12 protein-coding genes are annotated in these 15,809 nt (G+C 56.3%); 3 read left to right on the top strand and 9 right to left on the bottom strand.

The annotated features are described in order from the left end of the window. Window positions 1–98 precede the first annotated feature (98 nt). From ACILQA_RS00060 to ACILQA_RS00035, 6 genes are all read right to left on the bottom strand, one after another. A complete protein-coding gene (locus ACILQA_RS00060) occupies window positions 99–2,675 on the bottom strand; it encodes an ATP-binding protein (protein WP_395627837.1) in 2,577 nt (858 codons plus the stop codon). A 122-nt stretch (window positions 2,676–2,797) separates the two neighbouring features. Further along, entirely contained in the window at window positions 2,798–3,205 is a 408-nt protein-coding gene (locus tag ACILQA_RS00055; protein WP_395627836.1) for a response regulator, read from the bottom strand. A gap of 118 nt (window positions 3,206–3,323) precedes the next feature. Continuing rightward, on the bottom strand, window positions 3,324–4,424 hold the full coding sequence (locus ACILQA_RS00050; protein WP_395627835.1) for an aldose epimerase family protein: 1,101 nt from the start codon (window positions 4,422–4,424) through the stop codon (window positions 3,324–3,326). 61 nt (window positions 4,425–4,485) lie between these two features. Next, the gene (locus ACILQA_RS00045; RefSeq protein WP_395627834.1) at window positions 4,486–5,211 is read right to left on the bottom strand and encodes a hypothetical protein; all 726 of its coding nucleotides are present in this window, start codon (window positions 5,209–5,211) and stop codon (window positions 4,486–4,488) included. A gap of 97 nt (window positions 5,212–5,308) precedes the next feature. Beyond that, window positions 5,309–6,517: a toxic anion resistance protein gene (locus tag ACILQA_RS00040; RefSeq protein ID WP_395627833.1), complete on the bottom strand. Its 1,209-nt coding sequence runs from the start codon at window positions 6,515–6,517 to the stop codon at window positions 5,309–5,311. Between the two features lie 106 nt (window positions 6,518–6,623). Then, window positions 6,624–7,307, bottom strand: coding sequence for an arylesterase (locus ACILQA_RS00035; RefSeq protein ID WP_395627832.1), 684 nt, complete (start codon window positions 7,305–7,307; stop codon window positions 6,624–6,626). 30 nt (window positions 7,308–7,337) lie between these two features. On the opposite strand from ACILQA_RS00035, the gene ACILQA_RS00030 reads away from it, so the two are divergent. Both ACILQA_RS00030 and ACILQA_RS00025 read left to right on the top strand, forming a co-directional pair. After that, window positions 7,338–8,021 carry an ABC transporter ATP-binding protein gene (locus ACILQA_RS00030; RefSeq protein ID WP_395627831.1) on the top strand — a complete coding sequence of 228 codons (684 nt, stop codon included), beginning with the start codon at window positions 7,338–7,340 and terminating at the stop codon, window positions 8,019–8,021. After that, window positions 7,967–10,516 (top strand): ABC transporter permease, encoded by a 2,550-nt coding sequence (locus tag ACILQA_RS00025; protein WP_395627830.1) that lies wholly within the window; start codon window positions 7,967–7,969, stop codon window positions 10,514–10,516. The genes ACILQA_RS00030 and ACILQA_RS00025 overlap by 55 nt, the downstream gene beginning before the upstream one ends. 15 nt (window positions 10,517–10,531) lie before the next feature. On the opposite strand, the gene ACILQA_RS00020 is transcribed toward ACILQA_RS00025, so the two are convergent. Beyond that, window positions 10,532–11,590 carry a bile acid:sodium symporter family protein gene (locus ACILQA_RS00020; RefSeq protein ID WP_395627829.1) on the bottom strand — a complete coding sequence of 353 codons (1,059 nt, stop codon included), beginning with the start codon at window positions 11,588–11,590 and terminating at the stop codon, window positions 10,532–10,534. A gap of 39 nt (window positions 11,591–11,629) precedes the next feature. On the opposite strand from ACILQA_RS00020, the gene typA reads away from it, so the two are divergent. Continuing rightward, window positions 11,630–13,450, top strand: coding sequence for a translational GTPase TypA (typA, locus tag ACILQA_RS00015; RefSeq protein WP_395627828.1), 1,821 nt, complete (start codon window positions 11,630–11,632; stop codon window positions 13,448–13,450). Window positions 13,451–13,504: 54 nt separating this feature from the next. Here typA and ACILQA_RS00010 read toward each other — a convergent pair whose 3' ends face one another. Continuing rightward, window positions 13,505–14,335 carry an outer membrane protein gene (locus ACILQA_RS00010; RefSeq protein ID WP_395627827.1) on the bottom strand — a complete coding sequence of 277 codons (831 nt, stop codon included), beginning with the start codon at window positions 14,333–14,335 and terminating at the stop codon, window positions 13,505–13,507. Window positions 14,336–14,463: 128 nt separating this feature from the next. Then, a complete protein-coding gene (locus ACILQA_RS00005; protein WP_395627826.1) occupies window positions 14,464–15,675 on the bottom strand; it encodes an NAD(P)/FAD-dependent oxidoreductase in 1,212 nt (403 codons plus the stop codon). Between the last annotated feature and the right edge of the window lie 134 nt (window positions 15,676–15,809).

The raw sequence follows: 15,809 nt of genomic DNA, 5'->3' as shown, positions 1-15,809 counted from the left end.
TTGCCCAAGGTAACCGGTGTCATTCGCACTTTGCTGTGAAGTCCGCTGCCTGTCAATGGAACACCGCATGAAGATCTGGTTCCAACCCTCAGACGGGTTCAAGCGGCCTCGGTTGCGGTGGCATCGGCCAGTGGCAGTTCAATAATGAACCGTGCGCCTTTACGGCTCGATTTGGCGCGCAAAACGCCGCCCATGTCGCGGATGATGCCATAGCTTATCGATAGTCCAAGCCCGGTCCCTTCCTTGGGCGGCTTAGTCGTAAAGAAGGGTTCGAATATCTTGGGCAAGACATCTGGGGGGATACCGGGGCCGTTGTCCGCCACTATGATCACCGCCGACCGCTCATTACGATCAATGGTGATTTTTATCTCACCTTCTGCGCTATCGCCGACATCATGCCGACCATGAATGGCATCATTAGCATTGATGAACAGGTTCAGAAGAACCTGCTCCAGCATCACGGGCAACGCCCGCACGTAGATGTCGGATGCTTTCACTTCAGTGACCAGTTGTGTCCCGTCGAGCTCCATCTGTGGTTCGGCCATTAAGATGGCCGCTTCAACCGTATGTTGAATATTGATCGCGGACGGTGCTTCCTTCGACGTCCGGCCAAATATCCGCATTTGCAGCAATATGGCAGAGGCACGTTCGACCTGCGCCAGAACATTTTCAAGCTTGGGAATGAACTTTTCCGCGTCCAAGCGCCCCCGCACCGCGTTTTCACGCAGGTTTGATGCTGCCATTTTGATAAAGTTCAACGGCTGGTTTAGCTCATGCGCGGTACCGGAAATCATCCGGCCAAGGCTTGCCATCTTGTCCGATTGCAAAAGCTGATCCTCGGATGCCTTTCGTTCGGAAATATCCATGATGATGCCAACGGCTTCTTGCTCTGCCCCCTGCGCCGTGGGCTCCACAGATAGCGTGTCATATACCCAGACATAGGGGCCATTTTTGTGCCGGAGGCGATATTCAGCCGCGTACACTTTTCCCGGCTCCAAATGCCTAAATGCAGCCATGCAGTAATCATAGTCGTCCGGATGAATGGAACTGCTCCACCATTTGTCCGTCAAACCTTCGGCCGTCGAATAGCCCAGCATTTGTTCAAGTGACGGGCTGACATAGGTCATGTCCGTCCCTTCGCCATTCGCGACATCAACAGCATAGACGATGATCGGAGCATGCTGCGCGATGCTGTTCAGCCGGCGTTGATAGCTTGCCAACGCGCCGCGCTCGCGTCCGAACGAAGCCGCTGCCATCGCTATAGTTCCCGAAATTTCGCTAACTTCCTCAATAAATATCTGGTCGGACGCAGGTTTCCCCGCCTCAAACTGCGTAAGGTCTGCTGCTGACTGCGACACACGCCGCAATATTTTCGACGCCTTCTTGCTCATGCGCGATGCAAGCAGCCCAATCAGAAAAACAAATGCAATGAGCGCAACAAATTGAAGCAGTTGTCCCTTGCGCGCCTTAAGCACCGCCGGTGCCAGCGGAAGCACTGACGCAACTTGCCATTCAGGCAGCGCAGCGATGGGTCCCACGCGAACGATTTGCGAGTCACGCAGATCGTAAGTGATTGCACGCCTATAATCGACGTCACTTATAAGAACGGGTTTCGTAACTGCAGTCGCCTGCTGACTTTGGGGCATGGAACCGACAAGGGTGCGCACGTTTGTGGTGACATGAGTCAGGGCGAACGTCCCTTGGGCAGGGCTGATCACAAAAATATTGTCCATGAAATGCTGGCCGGGGATTTCGACAAGGTCATGCAAGGTTGCCGGTCGTAATATTGCGACAATATAGTCCGCTTTGCCGTTCCGAACATGCGGAACGACCAATGCAAAATCGACATTCGATCGCCCTTGCCCAAGATTTAACGCAACCAAGCGCGCACGCTTGTCCGTCAAAGGCGATAAATCCGCTTTGGCCCGCGTTGCTCCGATAACCGAACCACCTTCCGCCGATGCAAATTCCGCCAGGCTTTGATTGGGGAGCAAGACAGCAATTTTTTGAAATTCAGCCGAAAATTCCTTCGGCAAACGAACATCGGATTGGCCGCGGGGAAGCGCACCATTATCTGCATAGCCGCGCAGCAACATAGTTCGGGAATCCACCCACGCACTCAACTTTGCGTCCGCGACGCTCATGCGCGATTCAAGGTTTCTGTTAACCTCGTCCATCGCGGCACCTTCACGCGACGGCGCATCCAGCGCCATATACACCGTCGCCGGGATCAGCACCGTTCCCATGAATAACATGACCGTAAAGCATTCCACCCTAAGCTTTGGCCAATGTCCGAATTTTCCGAACGGATTTCCGCTCAGAAGGGAGACATATATCAACTCACCAAGAACGACGTTCAATATCCCGTTCGCGACCTGCTTTGCGACCACAAGGGCAAGCGACAGCTGATCCATTTTCAGGATGCCGCCATAGAATAGGAACACCAAAGGCGCGCCTGCCACTATCCAGTAAATGACGACGCTGCGGACAGGTGAGGTGCGGCGCGCAACGATCGCGATAAACATCGCCTCGCATACCCACACGATCCAAGCCCATGGGTGGTTCCACAAGATGATCGACCCGATGCTTGACACTGAAACCGCAAGCACCAGAGACTGCGGCGCCAACATGCGCACAAATGCATATACCAGCACGTTTCCGAGTACAAAATTCATGCCCCAGCCAAGCTTAAGCTCGAAAGTGTTCAGAAAAAGTCCTACAACACCCAGCAATAGGGCAATCAGAAGTTCTGTTTTGGGAATATCCCGGGTCGCCGGGAATTCGGTCCAGCGGCGGTTCAACACACCAATACCGTGCGGATAGCCGCGACCAATGCGTCCGTGTCCGCTGGCTTTAGAAAGATGGGAATGTCGGCCAAATCGTCGCCTAGCTGCGTGCTGGCGTCGCCCGTCAGTATCATGAAATCCACATGACGCCCTTCCGGCAGGGCAGCGCGCACGCCTTTAATCATGCTGATGCCATCCAAATGCGCCATGCGCAGGTCGGTGATGACAACCGCAATGTCGGGCGCTTCAAGCACCATTGCCATGCCTTGAACGGGATCAGCGCAAGTCAACGTTCTGAACCCCGCGAGTTCGAAAAATTCCTGATATTCGGGCAGGATTTCGTACTCGTCATCGATAAGCAAAATGCTTGAGGACGAATGAAATGGTTGGGCGCCAGCCCCTTTCAGCAGTGAATTCATGAAGCATCCCAATTATGCATTTTCTGCTAGAGGATATGCATAGCTGATTTCAACCTGTTTTGCATCTAAAACAGGCATCGCAGCGCAACTGACCCTCGCGTTTTAGCGCTTCCTTTGTTTACCCGTTGATATTCGGAGAAAACACCCGACCGATGCCGAAACGCCACATGATCACATTCGAATAGACTTGCCCTGGACGAAGAACAATTGACGCAAAAGAGGGTTGGTTGAGTGCGTCCGGAAACATTTGCGGCTCAAGCGCAATCGCATCGCCGATACCATAGCTTTTGCCTGCCTTGCCCGCTGTCGTTCCGTCAAAGAAATTGCCAGAATAGAACTGCAGCCCCGGCTGGTTAGACAGCAACGTCATAGTCCGGCCGGACACGGGATCTTCCAAATGTGCCATCAATCGGGGTTCGCTGGTGACTTGCGCACCCATGATCCAATTATGGTCATATCCGCCGCCATGGGTCAGTTGAATGTCGGTGTTGCTGCGAACATATTTGCTAATCGGCATGGGCTCACGAAAATCAAATGGCGTTGCAACAACGCTGCGGCGTTCTCCCGTAGGGATCAGCGTCGCGTCCACCGGCAGAAATTGTTCGGCGGCGATCGTCAGCACATGATCCATCGCATCATAGGCAGCCCCCTCGCCCCCCAAATGCCAATAAGCATGGTTCGTCAGGTTCACGCAGGTCGGCGCGTCGGTGACGGCTTCGTAATGCACCGACAGCGCATTGTCGGGGTGCAATTGATAGGTTGCGGTAACCGTCAATATGCCCGGATATCCCTGATCACCATCGGGGCTAATATGCGACAGCGTCACCGATAACGCCTCTTCATCACAATCCGTGATCGTCCAGTTCATCTTGTCGAACCCGACATCGCCGCCGTGCAGCGCATGCGTGCCGTCATTGGCGGGAACGCTGTAGATCTTGCCATCAAGTTCAAAACGCGCGCCGGCAATACGGTTGGCGACCCGGCCGACGGTCGCGCCGAAATATTGCCGCTGCGCGACATATTCCGCAATATCGGCATAGCCCGTTGTAACGTCCGCAAAGTTACCCTTGGCGTCGGGTACACAGACCGACTGGATAGACGCGCCGTAGCTGATGATCCGGACCGACATGCAAGCAGCATTGGTCAGCGTCACCGCGTGGACAGCTTCACCACTGGCCAGCGTTCCAAAAATGTCACGCTGTAAGCTAGGTTGGGTCACGCCGTTTTCCTGTGCATGTCGTGGGCAATCGATAGCAACCCGCGTTTACATTATTACGGGATTACACGCCCTGACCATTTTCGGCGGCGTTATCATAGCGTATTTCAAGATACCGGCCACGCACCGCTAATTTATCGAGCTCACCGCGCGAAATCTGGCCGGTCATCGTCTCGATCTCGCGGTCTATGGTCTTCAGGCCATCGACCAGCTGCTGCGCGGGTGTCTTTCCGGCATGCTCCTTATGGCGAAGGCTATCAGGAATGCGCTTATAGCCGTTAATCAGCTCGGGCAGATGTTCCCCCACAAGTTTCCGGACTTCACGGGCCGCAGGGTCATTATCGTCGAGCGTTTGCAGTTGCGGCGCAAGCTGGTCCAACCGGACACCGATATCTTGCATCAACGACACTGCTGGCGCTGGCAATGCAGGACGCTGTGCCTCAAGCCAAATCTCTGTTTTTCCCGCCAATGTGCCCAGATCGGTGATCTTCAGGCTCTCCGCAGTGGGCATCGGCATTTGCGGGAAACGCATCAGGACATAGGCTGCGGTTGTCACGAGCAGGGCGGTGATCATCACGCCCCAAAAACCGATGCCGCCAATGATGCCGCCGATGATGCCTGCGCCAATTAAAACAGCACCGACCGCCATTGTCGCTTTGCTGAGTTTACCCCAGAAATGTGCGCGGCGCAGGGCCTGCGACTTTGTCCCGATGGGGGCAAAGCGGACATTGCGCAGCGACCGTGCCGCGCCGTTAAGGATGTCGTCGGAATTGGATGCAGGGCTATTCATATTGTACCTTGATGTGCAAACCGTAGTGCTGAGCCTGTCGAAGTACGTCCAGCCGACAAGCGCCCTTCGACGGGCTCAGGGCTACGGTGAAATATCGTCACGATACCTCAAGTGACAGCAAACCGCTGTCCTGCACCGACTTGGTCGCCTGCGCCTGCCCTTCGGCACGCGCGATATAGCCCTTCGACTTTTCGACTTCCTTCTCAAGCGCTTCGGACGTTTGCTTCATGCTGTCGAGCGCCTTCATCTTGAAGGTGTCGATGGCATCCATCGTGTCGTAAATATTCTGGAACGCACGGCTCAACGTTTCCAACGGGATGGTGGCGCCGGCGGCTTGTTCATGAATAAGCCCCGTATTGTCGCGCAGCAACTGACCGGTGCTGTCGATGATATTTGCGGTCGTCGTGTTGAGCGCGGTAATCTGGTCCAAAACGAGCTTCTGGTTCGTCATCGCCTGCGCCACGGTAACGGCTGTACGCAATGCGCCAACGGTGGTGGTCGATGCGCGGTCAACGCCTTTGACCAGTTCGACATTGTTCTTTTTAACCAGATCGAGCGCGAGATAACCCTGCACCGTCACGGCCATTTGCGTCAGCAAATCTTGCGTACGTTGGCGCACATAGAACAACGCGCTTTCCTTTATCGCACGCGCTTTGGCGGGGTCAGACAGTTCAAGCTCAGCGGCTTTTTCTTCCAGTTTCGTATCCAACTGCTTGGACATGACAATCATCTGTTCCAGCTTGCCCATGGCAACCCACAGATTCTGCCGCTCAACGTCGATCGCGGCATTGTCCATCAACAGCTCATCCTTGCCATTGCCAAGACGCGCGAGAACCGAACTGATATGCGTTTGCGAACTTTGATAGCTGTCAAAATAATTGCGCAGCTTGTTGCCGAATGGGATGATGCCAAACAGCTTTTGCTTGGTCATCAGATTGCCCTTTTTGGACGGGTCCAGATCTTCAACAACGCGGCGCAATTCGGCGAGATCCGCGCCGACGCCGGAGCTTTCATCCATGCGGCGAATGGGCTTATCGAGGAAGCGGTTCGACTGGGCCGATGCTTCCATAATTTCCTTGCGGCCCATGTTGGTCAATTGGTCCACGCGCTTGCCAAATTCAGGGCTGTTCACATCCTGCGCGACCAAATCAGCGACATAGGCTTCAACGCGCTGCGCAAGCTTGCTTTGCTGTTCATCGGTCACCGGAACCAAGCCCATCGCCTGTTGCGGCGCGACGGTCGGCACGGGGTCGGGCGGCGTCAGTTTCAGCTCTGGTACGGTTTGGGTAACGGTTTCAGTCGACATCGCTAAATCCCTCTGTCCTTTGATCGTGTAACAGATGGAGCGCGTGCCTGACCATTTCAAGCACTTAGCGTCCCCAGCTGTATTATTTTTCTAATACAGCGTCGCCTTATTCCTTCAAAGCAGCTTCGACCAGCGGCGATAATCCTTCGACAACCCGCGACACCCCTTTGGCATTGGGATGAATGTTATCGGGCAGCATCAACGCGCCATCGGTCACCACGCCTTCGAGGAAAAACGGATATAATGGCGCGTCATATTGCTTTGCGAGTTGCGGGAATATCGCATTGAAAGCATTGCCATAATCCTGACCCAGGTTCGGCGCGGCTATCATACCTGTTAGCATAACGGGAATGTCGCGCCGCTTAAGCTCGTCCAGCATCGCGACCATATTTGCTTTGGTTTCTGCAGGCTTGATACCGCGCAACATATCGTTCCCGCCAAGGCCAAGCACAACCAAGTCCGGCTTGCGCTCCAGATTATCCAGCACAAATGCCAGCCGCGTTTTTCCCGCCGCTGTTGTGTCGCCTGATACGCCAGCATTGTGGACCCGGGCATTTATGCCATCGGCCTGCAACGCTGCCTGCAATTGTGGCGCGAGCCCTTCATTGGGGGCAAGCCTGTAGCCTGCGTACAGGCTGTCCCCAAAGGCCACGACCAGCCGGTCATATGCCTGAACCTTCGCCGTTTCCTGCGCTTGCGCCTTATTTTCCGCTACAGGGTTAGACCCGCATGCAACCAGCCCTTGGATTGCGACAATAAGCGCACCATATAGCCAAAAACCTCTATTCATAAGGATGCTTCCTTGCACGCTCCGGTTAACATGAAAACGGATATGGCAATCCGTGCGGCAAATGTCACCCTCAGCCTTGGCTCCAACGATGCCGAGGTGTCGATTTTACGCGGCGTCGACCTTGAGGTGCCGTATGACAGCAGCGTTGCATTGCTTGGCCCATCGGGCTCGGGCAAGTCGTCGCTCATGGCGGTTCTCGCAGGGCTTGAACAAGCCACTGGCGGCACTGTTCTGGTCGATGGTCTGGACTTTACGAAACTGGATGAAGACGCGCTGGCACGCGCACGGCGCGGGCGTATCGGCATTGTGCTGCAGGCGTTTCATTTGTTGCCAACGATGACCGCGCTCGAAAATGTCGCAATCCCGATGGAACTGGCGGGGATGGATGATCCGTTCGGTCGCGCAAAGGCCGAGTTGGAAGCGGTTGGCCTTGGGCATCGCTTGACGCATTATCCATCGCAGCTGTCAGGCGGCGAGCAGCAACGTGTTGCCATTGCCCGCGCCATGGCCGCTGGCCCCAAAATCATATTTGCGGATGAGCCGACGGGCAATCTGGATGGGTCGACCGGTACGTCGATTGTCGACCTATTATTCGCCCGCCGCGCGGCATTGGGGGCAACGCTGCTGATCATCACGCATGACCCGGAACTCGCACGCAAATGCGACCGTGTCATTGTGATGCAAGATGGCCATGTGGTGGAGCGTGTAGGTTGAGCCTACCCCTCGCTGCCATTTGGCGCATATCGCGCCGTGATCTGTCCGCACGCATTCGCGGGCTTCGGCTGCTCGCGATTTGCCTGTTTCTGGGTGTCGCGACATTGGCGGCTATTGGCAGCCTAACGGCCGGGATTTCGGACGAGCTTTCGCGGCGCGGCCAGACGATCCTGGGCGGGGATGTCGAAATTGGCATTGCACAACGCGAAGCGAACGCCGCCGAAATGGCCGCGATGCGCAAGGCGGGCGCGGTTTCCGAAACCATCCGCTTGCGCGCAATGGCGATTGGTAACGATAGCCTGCTCGCGGAACTCAAGGCCATCGACAATGTCTATCCGCATTATGGCGTGCTGAAGTTGCGCGAAGGTGGCCCGGCCAAAGCGCCCGCAAAGGGTGAAATCTACATCGGGCCAACCTTGTCCGAACGGCTTGATATCGCAACGGGCGGCACCGTCCGGTTTGGCGAAGCGACGTTCAAGGTTGCCGGCATCATCGCGGACGAACCCGACCGTTTGGGGGAAGGCTTCACGCTTGGTCCAGTCGCCATCATCAACATGGCGTCGCTGCCGGACACCGGACTCATCCAGCCGGGCAGCATGTATGAGAGCAAATATCGCATCAAGCTTGGCCCGCAAGAGGATGCCGCAGCCGTCGCCAAAGCGCTTGAGGCCCAATTTCCCTCCGCAGGATGGGATATTACCGACCGGTCAAACGGCGCGCCGGGAACACGGCGCTTCATTGAGCGCATGGGGCAATTCCTAACACTTGTCGGCCTCGCCGCATTGGTCATCGCCGGTATTGGCGTCGGCAATGGCGTGGGCAGCTATCTTGCCAGCAAACGCGCAAGCATCGCGACATTGAAGGTCACGGGCGCGGACAGCCAGACGATATTCCGCATCTATATGTTGCAAATCCTTGCGGTCGCGTCCGTCGCGATATTGGTTGGCCTTGGCGTCGGCAGCGTCATGCCGATGGCGATTGGTTGGGTCGCAGGCGACATCCTGCCCGTTGCGCCGGGCTTCAATGTGCATCCGCTCCCCTTGGCGGTCAGTGCGATCTACGGCCTGTTGATCGCCTTGGCCTTTGCCCTGCCCCCGCTTGCGCGTGCCCGCACGGTGCCAGCGGCCGGCCTGTTCCGCGCGATCGTTGAAGGTAACAGCCGCATCGACCGCAAAAGCACCATCTGGGTTATTGGCGCGATTTCCGCAATCGTGGCGCTGGCTGTTGTCACTGCACGCGAGCCGATGTTCTCGCTTGCGTTCATTGGCGCGGCGTTCGGCCTGTTGCTTTTGCTCACCGGCATCGCATTCCTGCTGCGCTTCATTGCCATTCGCCTGCCCCGTCCAAAGGCCCCACTGCCCCGGCTGGCGCTCGCCAACTTGCATAGGCCAGGTGCACAGACGCAGGCGCTGGTCGTCGCTTTGGGCCTTGGGCTGACCTTATTTGTCACACTGGCGGCCATTCAGACTAGTATAAATAACGAGATCAAGAACAGTGTCCCCGAACGCGCACCAAGCTTTTTCGTGCTTGATATCCCACGCGACGGGGCTGCGAAGTTCACGACCATGGTCAAGGACGCAGATTCTGCCGCCACGATCAACCTCATCCCCGCGCTGCGTGGCACGATCATCGAATATGGCGGCCAACGCGTCGATCAATTGGAGGAGCTACCGGAAGGCGCATGGGTGCTGAATGGCGACCGCGGCCTGACATACAGCGCGACGGTGCCAAAAGGCAGCGAGATCGTCGAGGGCGAGTGGTGGCCAGCCGATTATAAAGGGCCCGCGTTGGTCAGCCTTGATGCCGAAATCGCTGAAGTGCTGAATGTTGGCATTGGCGATAGTCTGACCATCAGTCTGCTTGGCGTCGAAGTCCCCGCCAAGATTGCGTCACTGCGCACCGTCAATTGGGAGAATTTCGGCCTCAATTATGTGATGGTGTTTTCACCCGGCAGCCTCGACGCCGCGCCGCACAATATGGTTGCAACGCTGACGGTGTCAAAGGACGCCGAGCGCGTCTTGGCTAAATCCTTACCGCCCGCATTCCCTTCATCCTCCCTGATTGAGGTTGGCGAGGTCACCGCGCAGATCACCAATTTGCTGAGCCAAATGGCGCAAGCCATCGCGGCGGCTGCCTCCATCGCAATATTGGCGGGCATCGCTGTTCTGGTCGGTGCCATCGCTGCTGCGCGCCAGTCGCGTATCTATGACGCGGTGATTACGAAGATGCTGGGCGGCACACGCAGCCAGATATTGGGCGCGCAGGCGATGGAATATGGCATCTTGGCCGTGGTCCTCGGATTGCTCTCGCTCGCGCTTGGCATGGGCGCCGCATATTATGTCGTCGTGCACATCTTCGATTTCAGCTTCGCGCCCGATTATGGCATATTAATGCTAACGTTGGTCGGTGGCGCTGGGCTGACATTCATACTCGGCATGGTCGGCTCATTGCCAATATTGGCCGCGCGTCCTTCGGAGGCGCTCAGGAGCCTCTAAATATTCACCGTAGAACTACGGTTTTTTGTCCGCAGCCAAATGCGTCGCCATAGGCGCCGACAATATCAACTGCGCCATATGGTACGCCAGCGTCGGTAACAGCACCATGCCAGCAATCGCTGGTGGAAATATCGTTGCGGCCAGCGGCGCGCCAATGGCGATGCTTTTCTGCCCGCCTGAAAACAGCATGGTAATCCGGTCACCGCGCGGCAGTTTCATGATCCCGCCCAGCACCCACGCACCGCCAAAGCCGATGACCAGCATGATCGACAGCGCCACCGACAGCCAAGCCAGCTCGTCACCGCGCACAATGCTCCAGATACCCGCAACCACTGCGCCTGAAAACGCGACATAGACCGCAATCGCAATCGACACGCGGTCCATCCATGTCGCGAGCGACTTGTGCCCATCAACCCATGGCTTGAACCAACGCTGCATCATCTGGCCAAGTGCAAAGGGCAGCAGCAAGATCAATGCAATCCGACCCACCGCTTCGCCCGACACGCTGCCTTCGCCCACATGCGCCAGCACAGCGAACAGCACGGGCGAAAGGATCACACCGACAAGGTTAATCAACGCGGCAGCAACCACCGACGCTGCAACATTGCCTTTGGCCAATGCGCAATAGGCGGCGGCCGACTGCACCGTTGATGGCAAAATGCCGGTGAACAATATGCCGAGCGCCAGCGTGGCCGGCAGGACATTGTCGAAAATATGCGACAGCATTAATCCAGCGGCGGACATCACCCCAAATACAAACAGGAAAATCGCGCCCTGCAGCCGCCAATTGCGCACGCCGTTGACAACCTCTTGCCGCGGCAACCGGACACCGTTCAGGAAAAAGAGCACGAAAATCGCGGCGGACGAGATCATGGCCGCAATGTTGGCAGCCGCCCCACGCACGGGTAGAAAGCTTGCCAGCAATATCGTGCCAAGCAGCAAAAGAACGAAGCGGTCAGCAAAGATACGGGCAATCATGGCGACGCTTTGACCTGAACAATCGCCTATTGCAACACCAGCGATGTTGCGCCGCAACACATATTGGGTTAAGGGCCCGCGAGAATCTGGTGGCATGTGGCTACCATGAAGACCTTCCAAAAGGCCCATTTCTAAATGTCATTGCGTAATATCGCCATCATCGCGCACGTCGATCACGGCAAAACCACCCTTGTTGACCAACTGTTTCGTCAGTCTGGCACCTTCCGCGACAACCAGCGCATCGAAGAACGCGCTATGGATTCGAACGACCTCGAAAAAGAACGCGGCATCACCATTCTTGCCAAGTGCACATCGGTAGAATGGAACGATACCCGCATCAACATCGTCGACACCCCGGGCCACGCCGACTTTGGCGGCGAAGTTGAGCGCATCCTCTCGATGGTCGACGGCGTTATCCTGCTCGTCGATTCCTCCGAAGGCGCGATGCCACAGACGAAGTTCGTTACCGGAAAGGCGTTGGCGCTTGGTTTGAAACCAATCGTTGTCGTCAACAAGATCGACCGTCCTGACGAGCGTATTCAGGAAGTGTTGGACGAAGTGTTCGACCTTTTCGTTTCGCTGGATGCGACCGATGAACAGCTCGATTTCCCTGTGCTCTATGCATCGGGCCGTAATGGCTATGCGTCGGCAGATCCAAGCTTGCGCGAAGGCACGCTGACCCCGATGTTTGAAACCATCGTCAGCCATGTTCCAGAGCCAAAGGCCGACGTTGATGGCGAGTTCAAGATGCTTGTCACCTTGCTTGACCGCGACAACTTCCTTGGCCGTATCCTGACTGGCCTCGTGCTGTCCGGTACCGTCAAGGTGAACCAACAGATCCACGCATTGAACCCGGACGGCAAGATTGTCGAAACCGGCCGTGCATCGAAGATCATGTCATTCCGTGGCCTTGAGCGCGTTCCTGTTGACGAAGCCAAGGCTGGCGACATTATTTCGATCGCCGGTCTGACCACCGCGACTGTCGCCGACACGATTGCCGAACCCACGGTGACCGAGCCATTGCAGGCGCAGCCTATCGATCCGCCAACATTGTCGATGCGCTTTTCGGTGAACGACAGCCCGATGGCTGGCCGTGAAGGCACGAAGGTCACGAGCCGCATGATCCGCGACCGTTTGATGCGCGAAGCCGAAAGCAACGTCGCCGTCCGTATTACCGAAGCCGAAGACAAGGACAGCTTTGAAGTGGCTGGCCGCGGCGAACTTCAGCTGGGCGTTCTTATCGAAACGATGCGCCGCGAAGGCTTTGAACTTGGCATCAGCCGCCCGCGCGTGCTGTTCCGCGAAGACGAAAAAGGCCAGAAGACCGAGCCATATGAAACGGTCGTCATCGACGTTGATGATGAATATTCCGGTACCGTCGTTGAAAAAATGGCCGTGCGTAAGGGCGACCTTACCGACATGCGTCCTTCAGGTGGCGGCAAGACCCGCATCACCTTCAGCGCGCCATCACGCGGCCTGATCGGTTACCATGGCGAATTCCTGTCCGACACGCGCGGCACGGGCATCATGAACCGCTTGTTCGAAAAATATGGCCCACATCGTGGCGCAATCGAAGGCCGCAAGAACGGCGTTCTGATTTCAAATGGTGCGGGTGAAGCCGTTGCGTACGCGCTTGGTCCATTGGAAGAACGTGGCATCTTGATGGTATCGCCCGGTGAAGCTTTGTACGAAGGCATGATCATCGGCGAAAACGCCAAGCCAGATGATTTGGAAGTGAACCCAATGAAGTCGAAGCAGCTGACGAACTTCCGTTCGACCGGCAAGGACGACGCCATCCGCCTCACCCCGCCAAAGCGTCTCACGCTTGAACAAGCCATTGCTTATATCGATGACGATGAAATGGTTGAGGTCACGCCAAAGAACATCCGCTTGCGCAAGCGTTTGCTTGATCCAAACGAACGGAAAAAAGCATCACGCGCCAAACAGGCTGCATAAACACAAAAGGGCGCCGATTTGGCGCCCTTTTCTTATTCGGAATGTCCGGTTCGCTTAGAAACGGAATGCCGCGGTTAAACGGATATTGTGCATATCGAAATCGCTGTCGCTGCGACGCATATCGGTTCCGCCCGATACGATCAGGAACGGATCCGTCACCGCCGCTGTACCTGGTCCGACCGACACGACATAATCATCGTCATCGAAATTGGTGTAGAGATATTCAAGGCCAAGCGAGAAGTTCTTCGCAAGCTTCACTTCTGCGCCGCCGCCATAGGAATAGCCCCAGCTTTTGCTGTTGCCATTGTCGGTAAAGCTGTTGACGCCATTGGTGGTGGTAAAGCTGTTGTTGATCTTGGCATAGGCTGCACCACCGGTTGCATAGAATAATGCACCGCGCGCGGCATATCCGAGACGCGCACGGGCTTGCAGCGAATAGTCGATTTCGCGGGTTAGCGTGTAGGTGTCGGGCGTGTCGCTGAATGCTGTCACGCTGTCACGCGATTCATTCATGCCGCCTTCAAGCACAAAACCATATACGATGTTACCCGACTGTACGTCATAGCCAGCGCGGATGTTGTACTCCAATCCGTCCTTGTCACTCAGGCAGCCATCGGTTGGCGCGGTTCCCGTCGATGCGCCGCCACAAAAGCCGGGTGCGAAGGCATCAGCGGCCAAAATTGTGTTTACGCTGTTGTCGAATGCACCGTCACCATCGGTGTCAAAAACAACGCTCTCGTTGCGATCATTGCTCTGTGCGCCGATGCCGATCGATCCGCCGATATATGCGCCTTCCCACTGTTCATCTTCTGACTGTGCAAATGCAGGGGGTGCAAATGTTGCGAGCGCGGATGCGCCGATCAATAATATTTGGGAGATTTTCATGTCGATTTCCTTGTTGGTTCGTTAGTCACCAACCAGAAAACGCGAGAATCTCAATTTGGGTGCATCCAAATGTGCTAAAAATGGAACTGCGGCTTTAATATCACGGACACACGTGCATGTTCGCGCGTTTAAACCGCCTCACCCGCAGCAACGCCGCTCGCCCATGCCCATTGGAAGTTATAGCCACCCAGCCAGCCCGTGACATCCACAGCCTCGCCGATGCAATACAACCCCGGTATTTTCTTGGCTTCCATTGTTTGTTGCGACAGGCCGTCGGTGCTGATCCCGCCAAGCGTCACCTCCGCCTTGGCATAGCCCTCACTGCCATTGGGGACGAATGGCCAACAATCGAGCAATGCGCCTGCCTCTGCCAGCTTGACGTCGCTTTGGTCGGCCAGATTCCCGTGCAGCGCAAGCTTATCGGCCAAAGCCTCCGCCAACCGGGATGATAGGACGCGATCAAGCGTCGACTTCAGCGTCGCCTTTGGTCGCGCACGCTTTTCCGACAAGAGCCATGCCGGCGCATCATGATCCGGCAGGAAATCAATCCCAACACGATCGCCTGGCCGCCAATAGCTGCTGATTTGAAGCACCGCAGGGCCACTTAGTCCGCGGTGGGTGAACAGGGCTGCTTCGCGGAATGCCGTTTTACCATGCTGCGCAACGACTTCGGCCGATACGCCAGACAGTTCGCGGAACAGGACATCATCCCCGCCAAGCGTCAGCGGCACCAAAGCCGGCCTTGGCTCGATAATCTTCAGCCCAAATTGCCGGCCCAGATCATACGCGAATGCGGTAGCGCCCATTTTCGGAATACTTGGGCCGCCCGTGGCAATGACCAAAGACGCGGCAGATGCGCGCAGGCCGTTATACATGACATGATAGACGCTGCCGTCGTGCGATGTCTCGCCAACGGGGGAATTGAATACAAAGTCCACACGGCCGCCAAGCGTTTGTGACCGGTCGCATTCTTCCATGAGCATTTCGACAATCTGGCGCGCGGATCCGTCACAAAACAGCTGACCAAGCGTTTTTTCATGAAAGGCGATGCCGTAGCTGCGCACCAGTTCGATAAAGTCCTGCGGTGTGTACCGTCCCAATGCGGACTTGGAAAAATGCGGGTTGGCGGACAAATAGCGTTCTTGCGCATGGACCGTTGTCGCGTTGACGTTGGTGAAATTGCACCGGCCGCCGCCCGAAATCAGGATTTTCTTACCCGGCCCTGTTGCATGGTCAATGATCAGCACGCGCCGTCCGCGTTGCCCTGCGGTCAGCGCACACATCAGTCCAGCGCCGCCAGCGCCCAAAATTATTACATCATAGTTGTTCGAAATTGCCATTTTGAACCCCCTGCACTGCCCGCGCCATATTGCCAAGTGCTATGCTTTGCGGCAAAGCCGCGCGCATGACTGAAGAGACCAAAGCTGCAGGGGCAGATACCCCACCCGATCACTTGTCGATTAACCCGATGAGC

The sequence above is a fragment of the Sphingorhabdus sp. genome (assembly GCF_044239005.1).
Lineage (GTDB): Bacteria > Pseudomonadota > Alphaproteobacteria > Sphingomonadales > Sphingomonadaceae > Sphingorhabdus_B.
Note: the sequence above shows the minus strand (reverse complement) of the source record. Positions and strands in the feature narration are given on the sequence as shown.

Coding starts and splice junctions, on each gene's coding strand:
- ACILQA_RS00060 (WP_395627837.1), bottom strand. CDS start 2,675: ATGAATTTTGTACTCGGAAACGTGCTGGTATATGCATTTGTGCGCATG.
- ACILQA_RS00055 (WP_395627836.1), bottom strand. CDS start 3,205: ATGAATTCACTGCTGAAAGGGGCTGGCGCCCAACCATTTCATTCGTCC.
- ACILQA_RS00045 (WP_395627834.1), bottom strand. CDS start 5,211: ATGAATAGCCCTGCATCCAATTCCGACGACATCCTTAACGGCGCGGCA.
- ACILQA_RS00040 (WP_395627833.1), bottom strand. CDS start 6,517: ATGTCGACTGAAACCGTTACCCAAACCGTACCAGAGCTGAAACTGACG.
- ACILQA_RS00035 (WP_395627832.1), bottom strand. CDS start 7,307: ATGAATAGAGGTTTTTGGCTATATGGTGCGCTTATTGTCGCAATCCAA.
- ACILQA_RS00030 (WP_395627831.1), top strand. CDS start 7,338: ATGAAAACGGATATGGCAATCCGTGCGGCAAATGTCACCCTCAGCCTT.
- ACILQA_RS00025 (WP_395627830.1), top strand. CDS start 7,967: ATGCGACCGTGTCATTGTGATGCAAGATGGCCATGTGGTGGAGCGTGT.
- ACILQA_RS00020 (WP_395627829.1), bottom strand. CDS start 11,590: ATGCCACCAGATTCTCGCGGGCCCTTAACCCAATATGTGTTGCGGCGC.
- typA (WP_395627828.1), top strand. CDS start 11,630: ATGTCATTGCGTAATATCGCCATCATCGCGCACGTCGATCACGGCAAA.
- ACILQA_RS00010 (WP_395627827.1), bottom strand. CDS start 14,335: ATGAAAATCTCCCAAATATTATTGATCGGCGCATCCGCGCTCGCAACA.
- ACILQA_RS00005 (WP_395627826.1), bottom strand. CDS start 15,675: ATGGCAATTTCGAACAACTATGATGTAATAATTTTGGGCGCTGGCGGC.